We start from the raw sequence: 14,745 nt of genomic DNA on the forward strand, positions 1-14,745 counted from the left end.
CACTCTGTTCCGACGGCTTGGGCTTTTCTGCTCCAGCCCCGGGTTCGCCGGAAGTACCCGCCGTGCAACCGGACAAGACAAGGACAACCGCAACCGCAATAAAGCCCAAGTGTGTCCGGAGCGGCTTCCCCCGATCAGGCCTCATTTGCCCGCCACGGTTTGGCTGGCCCCCGGCTGTCCCGGAACAAGGACGTCGCCCATGTCGCCTTCCCGCCATTGCCGAAGTATCCGGTGAAAAGCCACAGGTCCTGGACTGAATGAGCTGCCGGAGATCGCTCGAGTGCCTTCGCCGTTGTAATACCCAGGAGTGCATTCTGCTTGGAAGTGCGATGTGTCGGCTGCTGTGTCAGCGACGGTCTTGACCCAGTTATCCTCGGCCTCACGGGTCGGTTCGATCACCCGGGCCCCCACGGCCAGGCCCCTGGCGATGACCGCGGAAATGTGCTCGGCTTGTTCCTGCAGAATATGGACGAAGTTAACGGAATTGGCGTTCTGCAGTGCGCCAAGGTGGAAGAGGTTGGGAAAGCCGTGGCTGTAGAAGCCATGCAGGGTGCGCAGTCCTCCTGCCCATGTTTCCAGGAGTGAGCGTCCACCTCTCCCCCGGACGGGCAAGGAACCGGAGAGCACACCCGAGACGCCGACGTCGAAGCCGGTAGCGAAGATAATGCAATCCACGTCGTAGTGCGTTTCGCCTACCACGATCGAGGACTCCGTCAGGCGCGTGATGCCTCCGTGGTCCGCAGTATCCACAAGTGTCACATTGGGCCTGTTAAATGTATGGAGGTAGGTATCGCTGAAACATGGCCGTTTGCACATGTACCTGTACCAGGGCTTGAGAATCTCTGCCGTTGCGCGGTCCTGCACCACTGCATCCACACGCGCACGGAGGCGGTTCATGGTCTCAAAGTCCTTGAGTTCATCGCGTAATTCCCGTTCGGCAGGGGCGAGGCCTGCGTCCACCGCACCGGAAAGGATCTGGCGTTGCAGCTGGATGGTTTCAGTCCACCCATCATGGACAAGGCTTTCCTCTACCTGTTCCCCCGCCAGGACGGACATGAAGTTCTCCATCCGTTCGCGCTGCCACCCTGGCTTGAGGGATGCTTCCCAAGATGGGTCTGTCAGGCGATTTCCACGCACGTCAATGGTGGAGGGCGTTCGCTGAAAAACGAGCAGCTGCTCGGAGTCGCGGCCCAGATGCGGAATGACCTGGATGCCTGTGGCTCCTGTGCCCACTACTGCCACCCGCTTGTCCGAGAGTCCGGTCAAACCGCCGTCCGCTGAACCACCCGTGTAGTCATAGTCCCAGCGGCTGGTGTGGAAAGTATGTCCTCGAAACTTCTCCATGCCCGGGATCCCCGGCAATTTGGGTTGTGTCAGTGTTCCCGAGGACGTGATCACGAATCGCGCATGGAACTGATCCCCGCGGTCCGTTTCGACAGTCCACACCTCCGCAGCCTCATCCCAGGTCAGCGCGGTTGCCCTGGTCTGAAAGAGTACATCCCGGTACAGGTCGAAACGCTTCGCGATGGCGATGGCATGCTGCCGGATCTCCTCACCGGGAGCGTAACGCCACGCCGGCATGTACCCGACCTCCTCAAGGAGCGGCATGTAAACGTACGATTCGATATCGCAATGAATGCCCGGATACCTGTTCCAGTACCACGTGCCGCCCACGTCACCTGCCTCGTCCATCAGGCGAATGGACTCCACCCCGGTCTCCCGCAGCTTGGCGGCGGCCAGCAGCCCGCCGAATCCGGCGCCGATGACCAGCACTTCCACTGAGTCAGTGCGGGGATCCCGCCTGATGGGCTCGGTGTACGGATCCTTTGAGTAGTACCCGAACTCACCGGCTGCGCTTTGATACTGCCCCAGGCCCTCCGGCCGGATACGCCGGTCGCGCTCCTTGCGGTACTTTGCGCGGAGCCCTTCAACATCCAGCTCTTGTGGGTGCCTCGTTTGGTTGTTGACGCTGTTCATGAATCATCCTCGCTTCGGCTATCAAAAAAGCTTAGCTTTAAGCTAAGTAATTCCGCAAAGCCGGGTCCGCGATATCTTTAGTGGCATGGCGGAATCAGATGATCGGGACGCAGCACAAAAGAGCATCGACGCTTTGGCAATAGCCATCACCATCCGTTCCATTCCCCGCATCCTTCAGCCACTGTTGACCACAGACTTGACCATCCAGCAGCTGAAGGTCCTCTCCGTTGTGGTCACCACGGAGAGTGGAGCTACTGGAGTGGGATTGGCTGAGTCCTTCGGTGTCTCCATGGCATCCATGTCCAAGCTTGTCGATCGCCTCGCGGCGGCGGGGCTGGTCGCCAGATCCACTGATACAGAGGACCAGCGGGTCAGGCGGATTTTTGCAACCGACCTTGGACGGTCGGTAGTTCGCGAACTCATGGCTGCGCGTCCCGAACTAGGTGGTGAGGTGCTGGCCGGGCTGACGATTGAAGAGCTCCAGGCACTCGAAACCGGCCTGAGGGCCCTTGATCGCGAGCTGCGGGAAGCAAAAAGCCAAGAGAATGCCGGCCCGGAAACCTTAGGGTGAGCTGTACGTGAAGAGGCTGATGATGGCGTTGGAGCCCAGGGCCTCCATTCCCACGACGCGGCCGGTAAAACCTCCCGCAACCTCTGTTGACAAGTAGCGGCCATCAACGGCCGCGAGTTCCTGGAAATCAGCCCCGGCACCCACTCCCAGGAGTAGCCGGTCCGGACCCTTGCGCTGGCCGGCCGGGCCGTCGTACGGTACCGAGCGGATTGTCAGGGCGCTGCTTTCGGATACGGCATCCAAGACAGCGAGGTCCTGATCCGTGGGGCCGATGACCACACGGGCAGCCACTTTCCCTCCGACCCGTTGAACAGTTGCCTGGTGAAGGTCATCAATGCGCACCGTGAGCGCCAGGTCACCGATACCCTGAACGCTGGCGGTCCATTCGAGGTCTGTAGCCCGAACTGCGAGGAGCCGCGATGCCCGCGCGTTCGCGGGTTGGCGGCCGGCAAGCAGCGTCAGTCCATTCTCGCCCGGCGTGGCAAACGAGCTCGGATTAACTCCGGGTGCAAGCCACCGCGGGTGTAGCCGGCCCTCAAGGAATCTGTCCTCGAACGAAGTGTCGATCTCAGGCACAGTGAATCGATCCTCTGCCACGACGGGCCAGTCCTCCACCCAGTCAATTCCGACGATGAACGTCTCCCTGCCGTTGGTGTGCCACTTGGGGAAAGAACCGCGCGGGCGTGTCCCGAGATGTACCATCGCCCAGCTGCCGTCATGAAGCTCCAACAGGTCACCGTGCCCCACCGCCTGCACGGGATGTGAAGTGCTGCGGTGCGTCAGAATCGGATTTGCAGGGCAAGGCGAGTAGGGGCCGTCAATGGTTTCTGCACGGGCTACGGTGATCATGTGACCAGCTGCGGTGCCGCCCTCCGCGGTCAGGAGATACCACCAGCCATTGCGTGTGTAGACATGCGGCCCCTCAACATGGGCCCCACCCGAGCCGCGCCATAGTTCCCGCGCCGGGGACAACGCGATTCCAGTCGCCGGATCAATCCGCGCCTGTGAGATGCCGCCTCCAATGACGTCTGCCCACGTGATAAAGCAGTCGCCTCGCTCGTCCCAGGCAAGGTCGGGATCAATGCCAATGAGTCCCGGCGTGTAGACCGGATCGGTCCATGGACCTGCCGGGTGATCGGCCGAGACAATGATGTGTCCCTCCCGCACATCATGCAGGTTCGTTGTGATCATCCAGAAACGGCCATTGTGATAGCGAATCGTCGGGGCATATATGCCCCCGCTCGCACCCTCGATACCGGACACCACATTGAGTTGGCCGTCGCGGTCGAGCACATTGCCCACCTGGTGCCAGCTAAGTAGGTCGCGGCTCGAAAAGACAGGAGCTCCGGGGAAGTATTCGAAACTGGAGTTAATAAGGAAATAGTCCTCGTCTGCTCGGCATATTGAGGGATCCGGGTGGTAGCCCGGCAGGATTGGAGTGCTCACTGGCGTCGTTACTTTCTCTCGGGCCTCTTGCGGGCCATCAGTCTTCTTCAGGCGAGTCGATGAAGCGGAAGAGCGTTTCAAGCAGGTGCAAGGTTTTGCGCTGCGGGTCCAGGAGGAACTGAATCCGGAGACCGTCTATCATTGCCATCACCATGGTGACTTTGTCGTCAGCGCTCAGTTCCTCACTGTCTTCAGATGTGGCGAGTCGCTTGCTGGTGAAGTGATCACGCATGCGCTCGCGTCGGGCAATGAAGAAGTCGTGGGCAGGATGCTCCGGATTGGTCGCCGCGATGGTAATTGATAACCAGTTCCGCATGTGGTCAGGCCGGGCGAATTCTTCAGCGAGAACGGTGCTCAACACCGACTCCCGGGGCACTTTGGCCTGCACGATCCGGGTGGCCAGCTCGGCGTCGTCGGCGTCCCGCTCCGCCAGGGCGGCCAGGAGGAGGTCATCCTTGGTGGCGAAATGACGCAGAAGGGCTGCGTGGGTGACACCGGCCCGCGAGGCAATATCCCTGAGACTTGCCCGCTCGTAGCCATGCTCAGCGAAGCTGGCCGAGGCAGCGCGCACGATCTCTGCCCGTCGGGCCGGTGTTGTGGCATAGGGGCCCCGCCTGCCGGAGCTGACTTTCTTGCCGGCCTTCTGCTCTGAAGTGATGGTCACGAACAGCCTTCTCTCGTCAACGGAAACCATTTTGTGCGCTGGGTCTTGTCAATTGTAACCACTGTGACTACTATTCACGAATAGTAACCATCATGGTTACCCTTTGCTGGATCGACCCACGTCTCCCAGCTCTCGTCCGCGACGCAGCGGACGGGCCATCTACTGTATTGAGGAGTCATTGGTGACTACTGACAAGCACGGGGCTCCGCGTCTCGCCGGCGGCATCGCGGCCGCCGAACCATCGCCGGGCAGTCATCTGCCGGTTGGCCCGGTCGAACTTCCGGAGCTCACGGACGAGCCACAGATCCCCATGAGCAGGGGCTACATTCTTTGGCTCATGCTTGCCAGCTTCGGTGCATCCATCGCCATGATGGTGCCACTGTCCTATGGCATCGCCGTGCGGATTACTGAGCTCGCTCCCGGCCAGGAGCAGATGCTCGGCTTCATTACGGGCACGGCGCAGGGCGTCTACCTGATCGTCAGCCCGCTCATCGGCATCTGGAGCGACCGCACGCGATCCCGCTTCGGCCGGCGCGCGCCCTTCATCTTCCTGGGAACCGGCATCGGCCTGGCCGGCCTGGTTGTCATGGGGCTGGCCCCGAACCTTCTGCTGGTGGGCGCCGGGTGGATCCTCGGCATGGCCGGTTGGTCCATCTCCGGTGCCGCCATCCAGAACCTCATGGCTGATAAGTTGCCGGAGAGCCAGCGCGGCCGGGTCTCTGCTTTGACCGGTCTGATGACCCAGATCGCTCCTGTTTTGGGCATTGGCGTTGCATACGCTGTTTCGTCGAACACCTTCCTGGTGTTCGTTGTACCCGGCGTGATCGGCGCAGTCCTCCTGGCACTGTTCCCGCTTATCAAGCCTGAGGGAAGCTCGCAGAATATCCGCGTTGACACGCGGGTCACCTTCCGGTCAGTGGTTGCCAGCTATGGTTTCAGTGTCCGCAAGTACCCGGACTTCGCGTGGAACTGGCTGGGCCGTTTTGTCTTCTTCATGGGCCTGTACTTCAACACCACCTTCGGCACCTTTTTCTACGCCCAGCGCCTTGATCTCCCGGTGCGGGAAGTTGCCGGCGTCGTTGCAACCATCGGCATGCTGGGTGTGGTGGCCGCTGCCGCCGGTGCGCTCCTGGGCGGATTCCTGTCAGACAAGCTCAAGAGGCGCCGGTTGTTTGTCCTGGTTGCTGCGACCCTCTTCGTCGGCGGAGCATTGGCTGAGGCATTCGCGTGGTCGCTGCCCCAACTGATCATTGGCGCGGTACTCATGCAGACTGCCATTGCCGTGTTCGCCACCGTGGATCAGGCCATCATCTTCGCCATTCTCCCCAACCGGACCGAAACGGCGCGTTACATGGCCGTGGTCGCCTTCGCCCAAAAGATTCCAAGCGCCGTGGCCCCTCTTCTGGCCTCCGTGATCATCACCATTGGCATCACAGGAGCGGACAAGAACTACACCTTCTTGTACCTTGCCGGTGCCGCTCTGGCGCTGATCGGCGGACTCTTGATCTCGCTCAAGGTCAAGTCCGTCCGCTAACCGCCGGCATCGGCAGAAGATTAAGGAAAATTCATGGCCCTCGTGCCCTATCACCTCACTGTGGACAGCGGCGGAGACCAGTTCCCCGTCACAGGTCCATCCCCCAGGCTCTCTTGGAAGATTCCCGCGGACGCAGTAGCAACGGCGTATGAAGTGGAAGCAACGGTCGACGGCGTGGCGCAGCCACTGGCGACCCTGGACCACAGGCTCCACGTTCAGTGGCCATGGGCGGCTCTATCGAGCCGTCAGCGCGTCATGTGGCGCGTACGGATTGCCGGGGACTTGAACGGATGGTCGGCTTGGTCCTCTTTTGAAGCGGGACTTTTCGACAGCGACTGGACGGCGTCCTGGATTTCCCCGGTGGAGCAGGAAGGGACGGCGTACGGCCAACGTCCGGCTTATAGCCTCACCACGGAATTCACGGTGGACGCGGCCGTAAAGTCCGCCCGACTGTACGCCACAGCCCTTGGTGTATACACGGCTGCGGTCAACGGAGGTAAAGCCGGGACCGCTGAATTGTCCCCCGGGTCGACGTCGTACGACCATACTCTTTATGCCCAGGCCTCCGACGTCACGGCGTCGCTGGCCCTTGGAATCAACGTACTGTCCATTGAACTCTCCGATGGTTGGTACCGGGGGCAGGTGGGGGCATTCCGCCACCCGGCCGACTGGGGAACTACATTGGGCGCCCGCGCCGAACTGCACATCGAAAAAGTTGATGGATCCCGCCAGGTGATTGTCACCGACGGTGACTGGACGTCCGCACCGTCAACCACGACGCGAGCGGATCTCATGGAAGGACAGACGGTTGACTTAGCCGCTCCGGCGGTACCGCCGTCGAAAGTTCTGCTCAACGCCATTGACGCCCCTGCAATCAACTGGTCCCCCGCCCCGGCAGTGCGGGTCATCGACTCGCGGCGGCCAGTCAGCGTCACACAAATCAGGCCGGGCGTGTGGATCGCGGACTTCGGACAGAATGCCTCCGGATGGATACGGCTCGAGGATCTCGGGCCACAAGGAACCAAGACGGTGATCGAATACGGCGAGTACGTAGACAGCGATGGCGACCTCTCCACGTCACATTTGGACTCTCACAAGCCGGGGGAACCCACCAGAATCTTCTCCCAGCGTGACGAGGTCACCGCAGGAGCAGTCGCTGAAATCTTTGAACCCCGGCACACTGTCCACGGTTTCCAGTTCGCACGCATCAGCCGCAACGGAGCGCCTTTGGATTCTTCCAGGCTCGCCATGCAGGTTGTCCATAGTGATCTCCGCCCAACGGGTGCCTTTGAATGCAGCAATGAGGACCTCAACCGCCTTCATCGCATAGGAGAATGGAGCTTTCTTGGAAATGCCGTGGACGTCCCCACGGACTGCCCTACACGCGAACGACTGGCGTGGAGCGGTGATTACCAAGTGTTCATTTCCACAGCTACCCGGCTGCGGGATGTGCTCGGCTTCAGCCGGAAATGGTTGCAGTCCGTTCGCGATGACCAGTTGGCGGATGGCCGCATTGCAAACTTCTCCCCTGATGGCCGTGGTATCAAGAACCACTTGGACGATCAGTTTGCCATGATGACTGGATCCGCCGGGTGGGGCGATGCGATCGTTGCCGTTCCTTGGGAACTGTACGAAGCCTACGGAGACGAACAGGTCCTCGCTGAGAACTGGGACGCGATGCTCCGTTGGGTCCGGTGGGCCCTGGACATGGCGCGGACAACCCGCCACCACTCCAGGGTTAAGGAATCTCCGGAACCGGAACCTTTTGAGCAGTATCTGTGGGACGGCACATTCCATTGGGGTGAGTGGACGGAGCCAAAGCAGCGCGATGCCGACGGGCGCCTGATAGATCCCATCCAGGACAACCCGATGGCATGGTTCATGGAAGACAAGGGCGAGGTAGGCACTGCATACCTCTACCGGTCCACTTCCACGCTTGCCAGAGTTGCCGCCGTCCTTGGACGATCCGCCGAAGCAGCTGAGTGGACTGCGGTTTCTGAAGCCGTTCGCAACGCCTGGCAGGCAGCGTATCTGCATGCGGACGGAACAACGGACGCCGATACCCAAGCCAGTTACGTGCGGGCGCTGGCATTTGGCCTGCTGCCGGCGGATCGCCGGGAGCCCGCCGTCGACCGTCTGGTTGAACTCATCCGGTCCGCAGGCACCCACTTGGGAACAGGTTTCCTGTCCACCGGCTACCTGCTGCCCGTTCTGGTGGAAGCCGGCAGGACCGACGTCGCCGATGAATTGCTGCTTCAGCGCACGGCTCCGTCGTGGCTCTACATGGTGGACAAGGGCGCCACCACCATCTGGGAATCCTGGGAGGGAATCGACCAGAACGGCGACGCCCATGATTCGCTGAACCATTACAGCAAGGCAACCGTGCTCCGGTTCCTGCACGAGCACACTCTGGGATTGCGGCAGGCCAAAGACTCTGTGGCCTGGCGCTCACTGGTCATCGCACCCACCCCCGGCGCTTCAGTTACCTGGGCCCGCGGCTCACACGAAACACCTAACGGCACCATCAATGTCCACTGGTGGATCGAGGGTTCCGAGCTGCATATTGATGCCCACATTCCGGCAGAGACAACCGCCTGGATCATTTTCCCCGATGGATCCGAACACGCTGCCGGACCGGGCACCTTCCGCGCCGCAGCACCCCTGGTTTCCGCCGGCATCAGCGTTCCAAGTCACGCCTGACTCAACCTGCCAACTGCCTGACCCAGGCAATAACACGATCAAGAAACGAGAATCCCATGACAACTTTCCCCGCCAACTTCCTCTGGGGTGCCGCTACCGCCGGCCACCAGATTGAAGGAAACAACGTCAACAGCGACTGGTGGGCACGTGAACTGACCATGCCCGGCATGGAGCTCTCCGGGGACGCATGCGACAGCTACCACCGTTACCGTGAGGACATTGACCTGCTGGCCGATGCCGGCTTGACCTCGTACCGCTTCAGCTTGGAGTGGTCGCGGATCGAACCCGCACCCGGAGCCTTCTCCAAGGCAGAACTTGCCCATTACCGACGCATGATCGAGCACTGCTTCTCGCGGAACGTCACCCCCGTGGTCACCTTGCAGCACTTCACCACTCCCCAGTGGTTCGCGAACGACGGCGGTTGGTTGGCTCCGGACGCATCGGAAAAGTTCCAGCGCTACGTCAAGGAAACCACCACCATCCTGGACGGGGTGGAGTGGGTGGTGACCATGAACGAACCGAACATGCAGGCAGCAATCATGACCGCCATGCGCCGCATGCAACTTGCCGGGGACGCTCAGTGGCAAAGCCCCACCGTCGAGGGCACCGAAGAAACCAAGCAAACGCACAGTGACTTCCTGACCTACGCTGACCCGGAAATAGGCAGAGCATTCACCACCATCCACCATGCCGCCCGGGAAATCATCCGCGCGAACACCTCCGCCAAGGTGGGATGGACAATTGCCGCCGGCGCGCTCACTGCCGCCCCGGGTGGGGAGGAAAAGCTGCTGGAGATCCGATACGGCAAAGAAGACGTCTACTGGGAAGGCAGCCGCGGCGATGATTTTGTTGGCGTGCAGGCCTACTCCAGCCAACAAGTGGATGCCAACGGGCTCGTCCCGCACCCACCGCACCCTGAGAACACCTTGGTGGGCACCGCGTACCGGCCCGATGCATTGGCCATGGCTGTGAGGCACGCGTGGGACGTCACCGGGGGCGTCCCCGTGCTGGTCACGGAAAACGGCATCGCCACATCTGATGACGAGCAACGAATCCGCTACACCGCTGAAGCGCTGCAAGGCCTGCACCAGACCATGAACGAAGGAATTGACGTGCGGGGCTACCTCCACTGGTCCCTGTTGGACAACTTTGAGTGGGGTCACTGGGAACCGACCTTCGGCCTGATTGCAGTGGACCGGGAGACCTTCGTCCGCACACCCAAACCCAGCCTGGCCTGGCTTGGCCGCGTGGCGCAAAGCAACAACCTCGACGTCGAGGTTTCAGCATGACCACAGCGTTCGCCGACGCTTCGCTCACCCCGGTCAGGGACCTGCTCTCCCTCACCGGACGCCGGGCAGTTGTCACCGGCGGGGCACAGGGCTTGGGCAAAGCCATCGCAGCACGACTCGCCGAAGCCGGCTCCGACGTCCTCATCGGGGACGTCAACGCCGATCTCGCCAAGGAGACCGCAGCCGGGATTGCCGATCGTTTTCCCGTCCGCGCCCTCGGCTTCGGCATGGATGTCAGCGACGCCGGGTCGGTGCGTCTCGGAGCACAGGAAGCCCTGGAGTCCTTCGGGGGCATCGACATCTGGGTCAACAATGCCGGCATTTTCCCCAGCGTCCCGGTCCTGCAAACCAGTGACAGCACGTGGGAGCAGGTTTTCGCCGTGAATACCCGCGGCGTCTTCAACGGCTCCCGCGAGGCCGCCCGTCATATGTCCAACGGTAAAAACGGCGGCGTCATCATCAACATCGTTTCCACCGCAGGATTCGGCGGGACGGCGCCAGGCTTATCGGCCTATGTCGGGTCCAAGCACGCAGTTCGCGGCATGACCAAACAAATGGCCTTGGAATTTGCGCCCATGGGGATACGGGTGCTCGGTGTCGCCCCCACCTTCGTACCAACCGAAGGCAACATGGCCGCTGCCGCCCAACACGCCCCCTCCAGTGGAACGGAGACCATGGACGTCATGACGAACAGTCTCATTGGCCGGATCGGAACGCCGGACGACATTGCACGCGTCGTCCTCTTCTGTGCGAGCGACCTGTCCACCATCATGACGGGCAGCACGCTTTTGGCTGACGCCGGCCAGACCATCTAGCGCCAAGGGCGGACAACTCTTCGGCCGGTTACGCGTGCTTCAGCAATGCACACGTAGCCGGCCGATTTTCCACTATCCAGGAAAGTGCAGAATGCCGGCTGACGAGGCACCAGTGCAAACAAAAAAAGCCAAAGCAACTATTTATGATGTAGCACAACAAGCCGGCGTTAATCCTTCAACAGTTTCCAGGGCTCTCAGTAATCCGGGAAGAGTAAGTCCGCAAACGCGGCGACTGGTTGAAATAACTGCCGGGGTTCTCAATTTCCAAGCGAACCATTCGGCACAAGTCTTGCAAACGGGATCAACAAGAATGCTGGGACTTCTTGTTTCAGATATAACCAACCCAAACTTCTTCGGCATTCTGCGGGAAGCAGGAAGAGTAGCAACACAGCAGCAGTACAGCGTGGTGCTTGGCAATGCGGCCGAATCCGCTGCCACCGAACTGTCAGCGGCGCGGCGGCTTATTAAGACAGTCGACGGCCTCATCCTGGTCAGCCCCCGCATGAGTGAAAGCAACCTTCAACTACTTGCCGCCACAAAGAAGGTTGTCGCCATCAACAGAGAGGTCAGCGGCATAGACTGCGTTGTCCCTGATCCGGACAGGGGCGTCAGCCAGGCAGTCCGTTTTCTGGCAGGGAACGGACATCAGAAGATCGTCTTCGCCGCCGGACCAGAGATGTCCTGGATGTCAGCCCGGCGCTGGGACGCGGTATCCGATGCGTGCGAGTGGTGCCATGTCACCGCAGAGCGCATCGAGTCCACATCCCCCACCATTGACGGTGGCAGAAAACTGGCCCGGACCATCAAAGCCTCGGGAGCTACGGCCGTGATCACGCATAACGATCTAATGGCTATTGGCCTGATGCACGAGCTTCAAGGTACCGGCATTGCCGTTCCCGAAGCCATCAGCATTGTGGGCTTTGACGACATCTTTGGTGCTGACTTCACCACTCCGTCCTTGTCGAGCATCAGATCCCCGCTGGGAGAGTGCGGATCGCTGGCCGCCGGGCTGATTCTGAACTCCTTTGCCGGCACTCCGCATGACCCTCAAAGCGTGATGGTGGACACCGAACTGGTCATCCGAGGATCTGCAGGTCCGGCAAGGAGTGCGTCATAGGCCGCTTTCAAAACCGAGCGTAGGTCAATTTACACTGGCCCAACTTCCCGCATCCTCCCACTTTCGAAGAAGAAGTACTCCATCTATGGTGTGCCACTCAGTTTTCAATTATTCTTTATACATGGACTCCACAACGTCACCCCGGAAACGCTACGCGAAGACCCTTGAGCGGCGTTCGGCTGTAGCCCGGGCAGCCCTGGACATTGTGCTCGAGAAGGGCCACCGGGCTTTGACCACAGCTGAAGTTGCAGCGCGTTCGTCCATGAGCGAAACTGCCATGCTCTACCACTTCCCAACCCGCGATCACATCCTCGTGGCAGCAATGGAGCTGGCCGACCAGGAGTATCGCGCAATCCTCACAGCAGAGTTCCATGTCATCGACGGAGGAAACTCCGACTGGCCACCACCGGCAATGGCGCACCTGACGCTGGATGACCAGGCCACAACCCGCCTGTTTCTTTCCCTCAGCGCGGAGGCAGTGGATCCCGGACACCCCGCCCATTCCTACCTGAAGGCCCACCACGAACAGGTGGTCTTTGAGTTCGCAGAAGGAGTGAGGAGACGCCAGGCAAAGGGGCTCGCGGATCCAGCGCTGGACCCGGACAAGGTTGGCCGCCAAATGATGGCAGCCTGGAGTGGCCTGCGGATGCAGTGGCTCATTGATCCCACCCTTGATCTCACCTCAGCAGTTTCCCAGGCGTTTCTCGCACTTAATGGGAACCCACTCATGAAGTTCAAACAGCAACTAACAGAGCTTATGTCCACAAGTCAATAGACAATTCCCTAAAAGCACCCTTCCGGGTCCACCGCAATAAACTCCACCGCCTCGATCTTCGAAATGCATTGTTTCGTTTATCAGGGGGTCATTTGTCGTACCCAAAGTGAGACTTGCGGAAGAAGATTTAATTCTAAATATATTTTTGGCAATCGGTTGCCTTTTGGCTTTTCCAATGCTTTGCTAGTGATTACGGTCACTCCCGGCTAAACGGCCCGGACAATGGCCCTCCATAAATCTCCAAAAGCTTTTCCTCAATGACAAAGGAGTCCCAAGACATGTTTCCTGTCTTGTCCCGAACCACATCACTGACCCGTGCGGTCGTAGCCTCAGTCGCGGTGGCGGCACTACTTTCCACAGCGGCCTGCTCCTCTTCCGAACCAGCATCGGAGGCAAGCAATTCCTCACGCAACGAGGAGCTCAGCATTGCCGTTCAAGCCCAGCCGGCTTCGTTGGACCCGGCCCAGCTCGCAGAAGGACAGCAGTCCTACATTTGGGCATCCATTTTCGACACCCTTCTCATGGTGGACAAGGACAACAAGATCCGTGCGAACGCGGCTGAGAGCTGGGAATATTCCGATGACCTCCGCACGCTGACCCTCAAGCTTCGCAGCGACCTGAAGTTTAGTTCCGGAGACGCCGTCACCTCCAAGGACGTTGCAGCAACTTTGGAGAGGACCAGGACCACACCGGGCCAGCAACAGCCCAAGCTCGCCAAGGTTTCTTCAATTTCCGCTCCCGATGCGTCGACGATAGTCATCCAGCTTTCCGCTCCTGAACCATCGTTGCTGAACTATCTGGCGCAGGCCACAGGCGTTATTGGCGACGCGGACACGCTGGCATCAGAGACCACCAAGCTGCGCCCAACAGGCTCAGGACCCTACGTCCTATCGGACAAAACTGTGGACGGCACCGAGTACGTCATGGAACGCCGGGATGACTACTGGAACGCCTCGGCCTATCCCTTCAAAACCGTGAAGGTCAAAGTCATCCAGGACCGGACCGCCCAGTACAACGCGCTCCAGGCAGGGGAAGTAAAGGCAGCCCTGATTCAGGCCCCGCAACGCAAGCAGGCCGAAGGTGCCGGATTCACAGTCAAGGAGGTGCAGGCTACTGCCGCTCTGGTTCTCGTCCTGGCCGATCGGAAGGGAGAACTCGTTCCTGCCCTGGGCAATGTAAAGGTGCGCGAGGCCATCAACATGGCCTTTGACCGGGCACAGGTAGTGAAGGCCCTCCTCAACGGACTAGGCAAGCCTACGGTCCAGGTGTTCGACCCCAACAGTGGAGCCTACGATCCCGGGCTTGAAGATACCTACAGCTTCGATCCGGCGAAGGCACGCAAGCTATTGGCCGAGGCCGGATACGCCGACGGTTTCTCCATGACGATGCCAAGCACGGTCATCTCCCAGTCCTTCGAGCCTGTGATCACGCAGGCTCTTGCGGACATCGGAGTGAAGGTGACGTGGGAACCCGTGCCTCCGCAGAATACAGCGTCATCAATTGCCTCGAAGAAGTACCCGGCAGTTCTTTGGTTCTACGGTCTGAACAGCGCAGGCCGTCAAGTCGGCGACATGTACGCCCCTGAAGCCTTCCTCAACCCCTTCAAGTGGCAGGACCCCGAGTTCGACACGTTGCTGCAGTCCATTGCCACCGAACCGGACGATACAGCCCGTGATGCTCTGTATAAGAAGGTCAACGAATACACCGTAAAGCAGGCATTGAACGCACCGATCGCCTACGTAGGCACGCTCTGGGCCACAGCTCCGGGCATTGATTTCCTCCCTACCGGGGTGGTTTTGCCTACCGTACGTGACTTCGGCCTGTCCGGAAAATGATGCCAACCAGGAGCTCAGGGAC

At 60.3% G+C, this 14,745-nt stretch carries 11 protein-coding genes and 1 pseudogene; 9 read left to right on the top strand and 3 right to left on the bottom strand.

The features are described 5' to 3' along the window. Positions 1–141: 141 nt before the first annotated feature. Entirely contained in the window at positions 142–1,977 is a 1,836-nt protein-coding gene (locus BACI9J_RS11300; protein ID WP_159734462.1) for a flavin-containing monooxygenase, read from the bottom strand. Positions 1,978–2,062: 85 nt separating this feature from the next. Here BACI9J_RS11300 and BACI9J_RS11305 point away from each other — a divergent pair, with 85 nt between their 5' ends. Further along, on the top strand, positions 2,063–2,548 hold the full coding sequence (locus BACI9J_RS11305) for a MarR family winged helix-turn-helix transcriptional regulator (RefSeq protein ID WP_159734463.1): 486 nt from the start codon (positions 2,063–2,065) through the stop codon (positions 2,546–2,548). On the opposite strand, the gene BACI9J_RS11310 is transcribed toward BACI9J_RS11305, so the two are convergent. Both BACI9J_RS11310 and BACI9J_RS11315 read right to left on the bottom strand, forming a co-directional pair. Next, complete coding sequence (locus BACI9J_RS11310; RefSeq protein WP_159734464.1) at positions 2,540–3,994, bottom strand: glycoside hydrolase family 43 protein; 1,455 nt, start codon at positions 3,992–3,994, stop codon at positions 2,540–2,542. The two genes, BACI9J_RS11305 and BACI9J_RS11310, sit on opposite strands and share 9 nt — an antisense overlap. 37 nt (positions 3,995–4,031) lie before the next feature. Then, complete coding sequence (locus BACI9J_RS11315; RefSeq protein ID WP_236558664.1) at positions 4,032–4,658, bottom strand: TetR/AcrR family transcriptional regulator; 627 nt, start codon at positions 4,656–4,658, stop codon at positions 4,032–4,034. Between the two features lie 181 nt (positions 4,659–4,839). Here BACI9J_RS11315 and BACI9J_RS11320 point away from each other — a divergent pair, with 181 nt between their 5' ends. The 8 genes and pseudogenes from BACI9J_RS11320 to BACI9J_RS11350 all read left to right on the top strand — a co-directional run bounded on the left by BACI9J_RS11320 (position 4,840) and on the right by BACI9J_RS11350 (position 14,723). Continuing rightward, the gene (locus BACI9J_RS11320; RefSeq protein WP_236558665.1) at positions 4,840–6,192 is read left to right on the top strand and encodes an MFS transporter; all 1,353 of its coding nucleotides are present in this window, start codon (positions 4,840–4,842) and stop codon (positions 6,190–6,192) included. Positions 6,193–6,225: 33 nt separating this feature from the next. Beyond that, on the top strand, positions 6,226–8,892 hold the full coding sequence (locus BACI9J_RS11325; protein WP_159734466.1) for a family 78 glycoside hydrolase catalytic domain: 2,667 nt from the start codon (positions 6,226–6,228) through the stop codon (positions 8,890–8,892). Positions 8,893–8,948: 56 nt separating this feature from the next. Further along, positions 8,949–10,181 carry a glycoside hydrolase family 1 protein gene (locus BACI9J_RS11330; protein WP_159734467.1) on the top strand — a complete coding sequence of 411 codons (1,233 nt, stop codon included), beginning with the start codon at positions 8,949–8,951 and terminating at the stop codon, positions 10,179–10,181. Beyond that, a complete protein-coding gene (locus BACI9J_RS11335; RefSeq protein WP_159734468.1) occupies positions 10,178–10,996 on the top strand; it encodes an SDR family NAD(P)-dependent oxidoreductase in 819 nt (272 codons plus the stop codon). Before BACI9J_RS11330 ends, BACI9J_RS11335 begins: the two co-directional genes overlap by 4 nt. A gap of 91 nt (positions 10,997–11,087) precedes the next feature. Then, positions 11,088–11,258, top strand: a pseudogene (locus BACI9J_RS24345) (LacI family DNA-binding transcriptional regulator); the annotation flags it as partial. 48 nt (positions 11,259–11,306) lie between these two features. Then, positions 11,307–12,113 carry a LacI family DNA-binding transcriptional regulator gene (locus BACI9J_RS11340; protein ID WP_236558847.1) on the top strand — a complete coding sequence of 269 codons (807 nt, stop codon included), beginning with the start codon at positions 11,307–11,309 and terminating at the stop codon, positions 12,111–12,113. A 121-nt stretch (positions 12,114–12,234) separates the two neighbouring features. Then, positions 12,235–12,888 (top strand): TetR/AcrR family transcriptional regulator, encoded by a 654-nt coding sequence (locus tag BACI9J_RS11345; RefSeq protein WP_159734470.1) that lies wholly within the window; start codon positions 12,235–12,237, stop codon positions 12,886–12,888. A 278-nt stretch (positions 12,889–13,166) separates the two neighbouring features. After that, positions 13,167–14,723 (top strand): ABC transporter substrate-binding protein, encoded by a 1,557-nt coding sequence (locus BACI9J_RS11350; protein WP_159734471.1) that lies wholly within the window; start codon positions 13,167–13,169, stop codon positions 14,721–14,723. The last annotated feature ends 22 nt before the right edge of the window (positions 14,724–14,745 follow it).

This window comes from Arthrobacter sp. 9V (assembly GCF_902506065.1).
GTDB lineage: Bacteria > Actinomycetota > Actinomycetes > Actinomycetales > Micrococcaceae > Arthrobacter.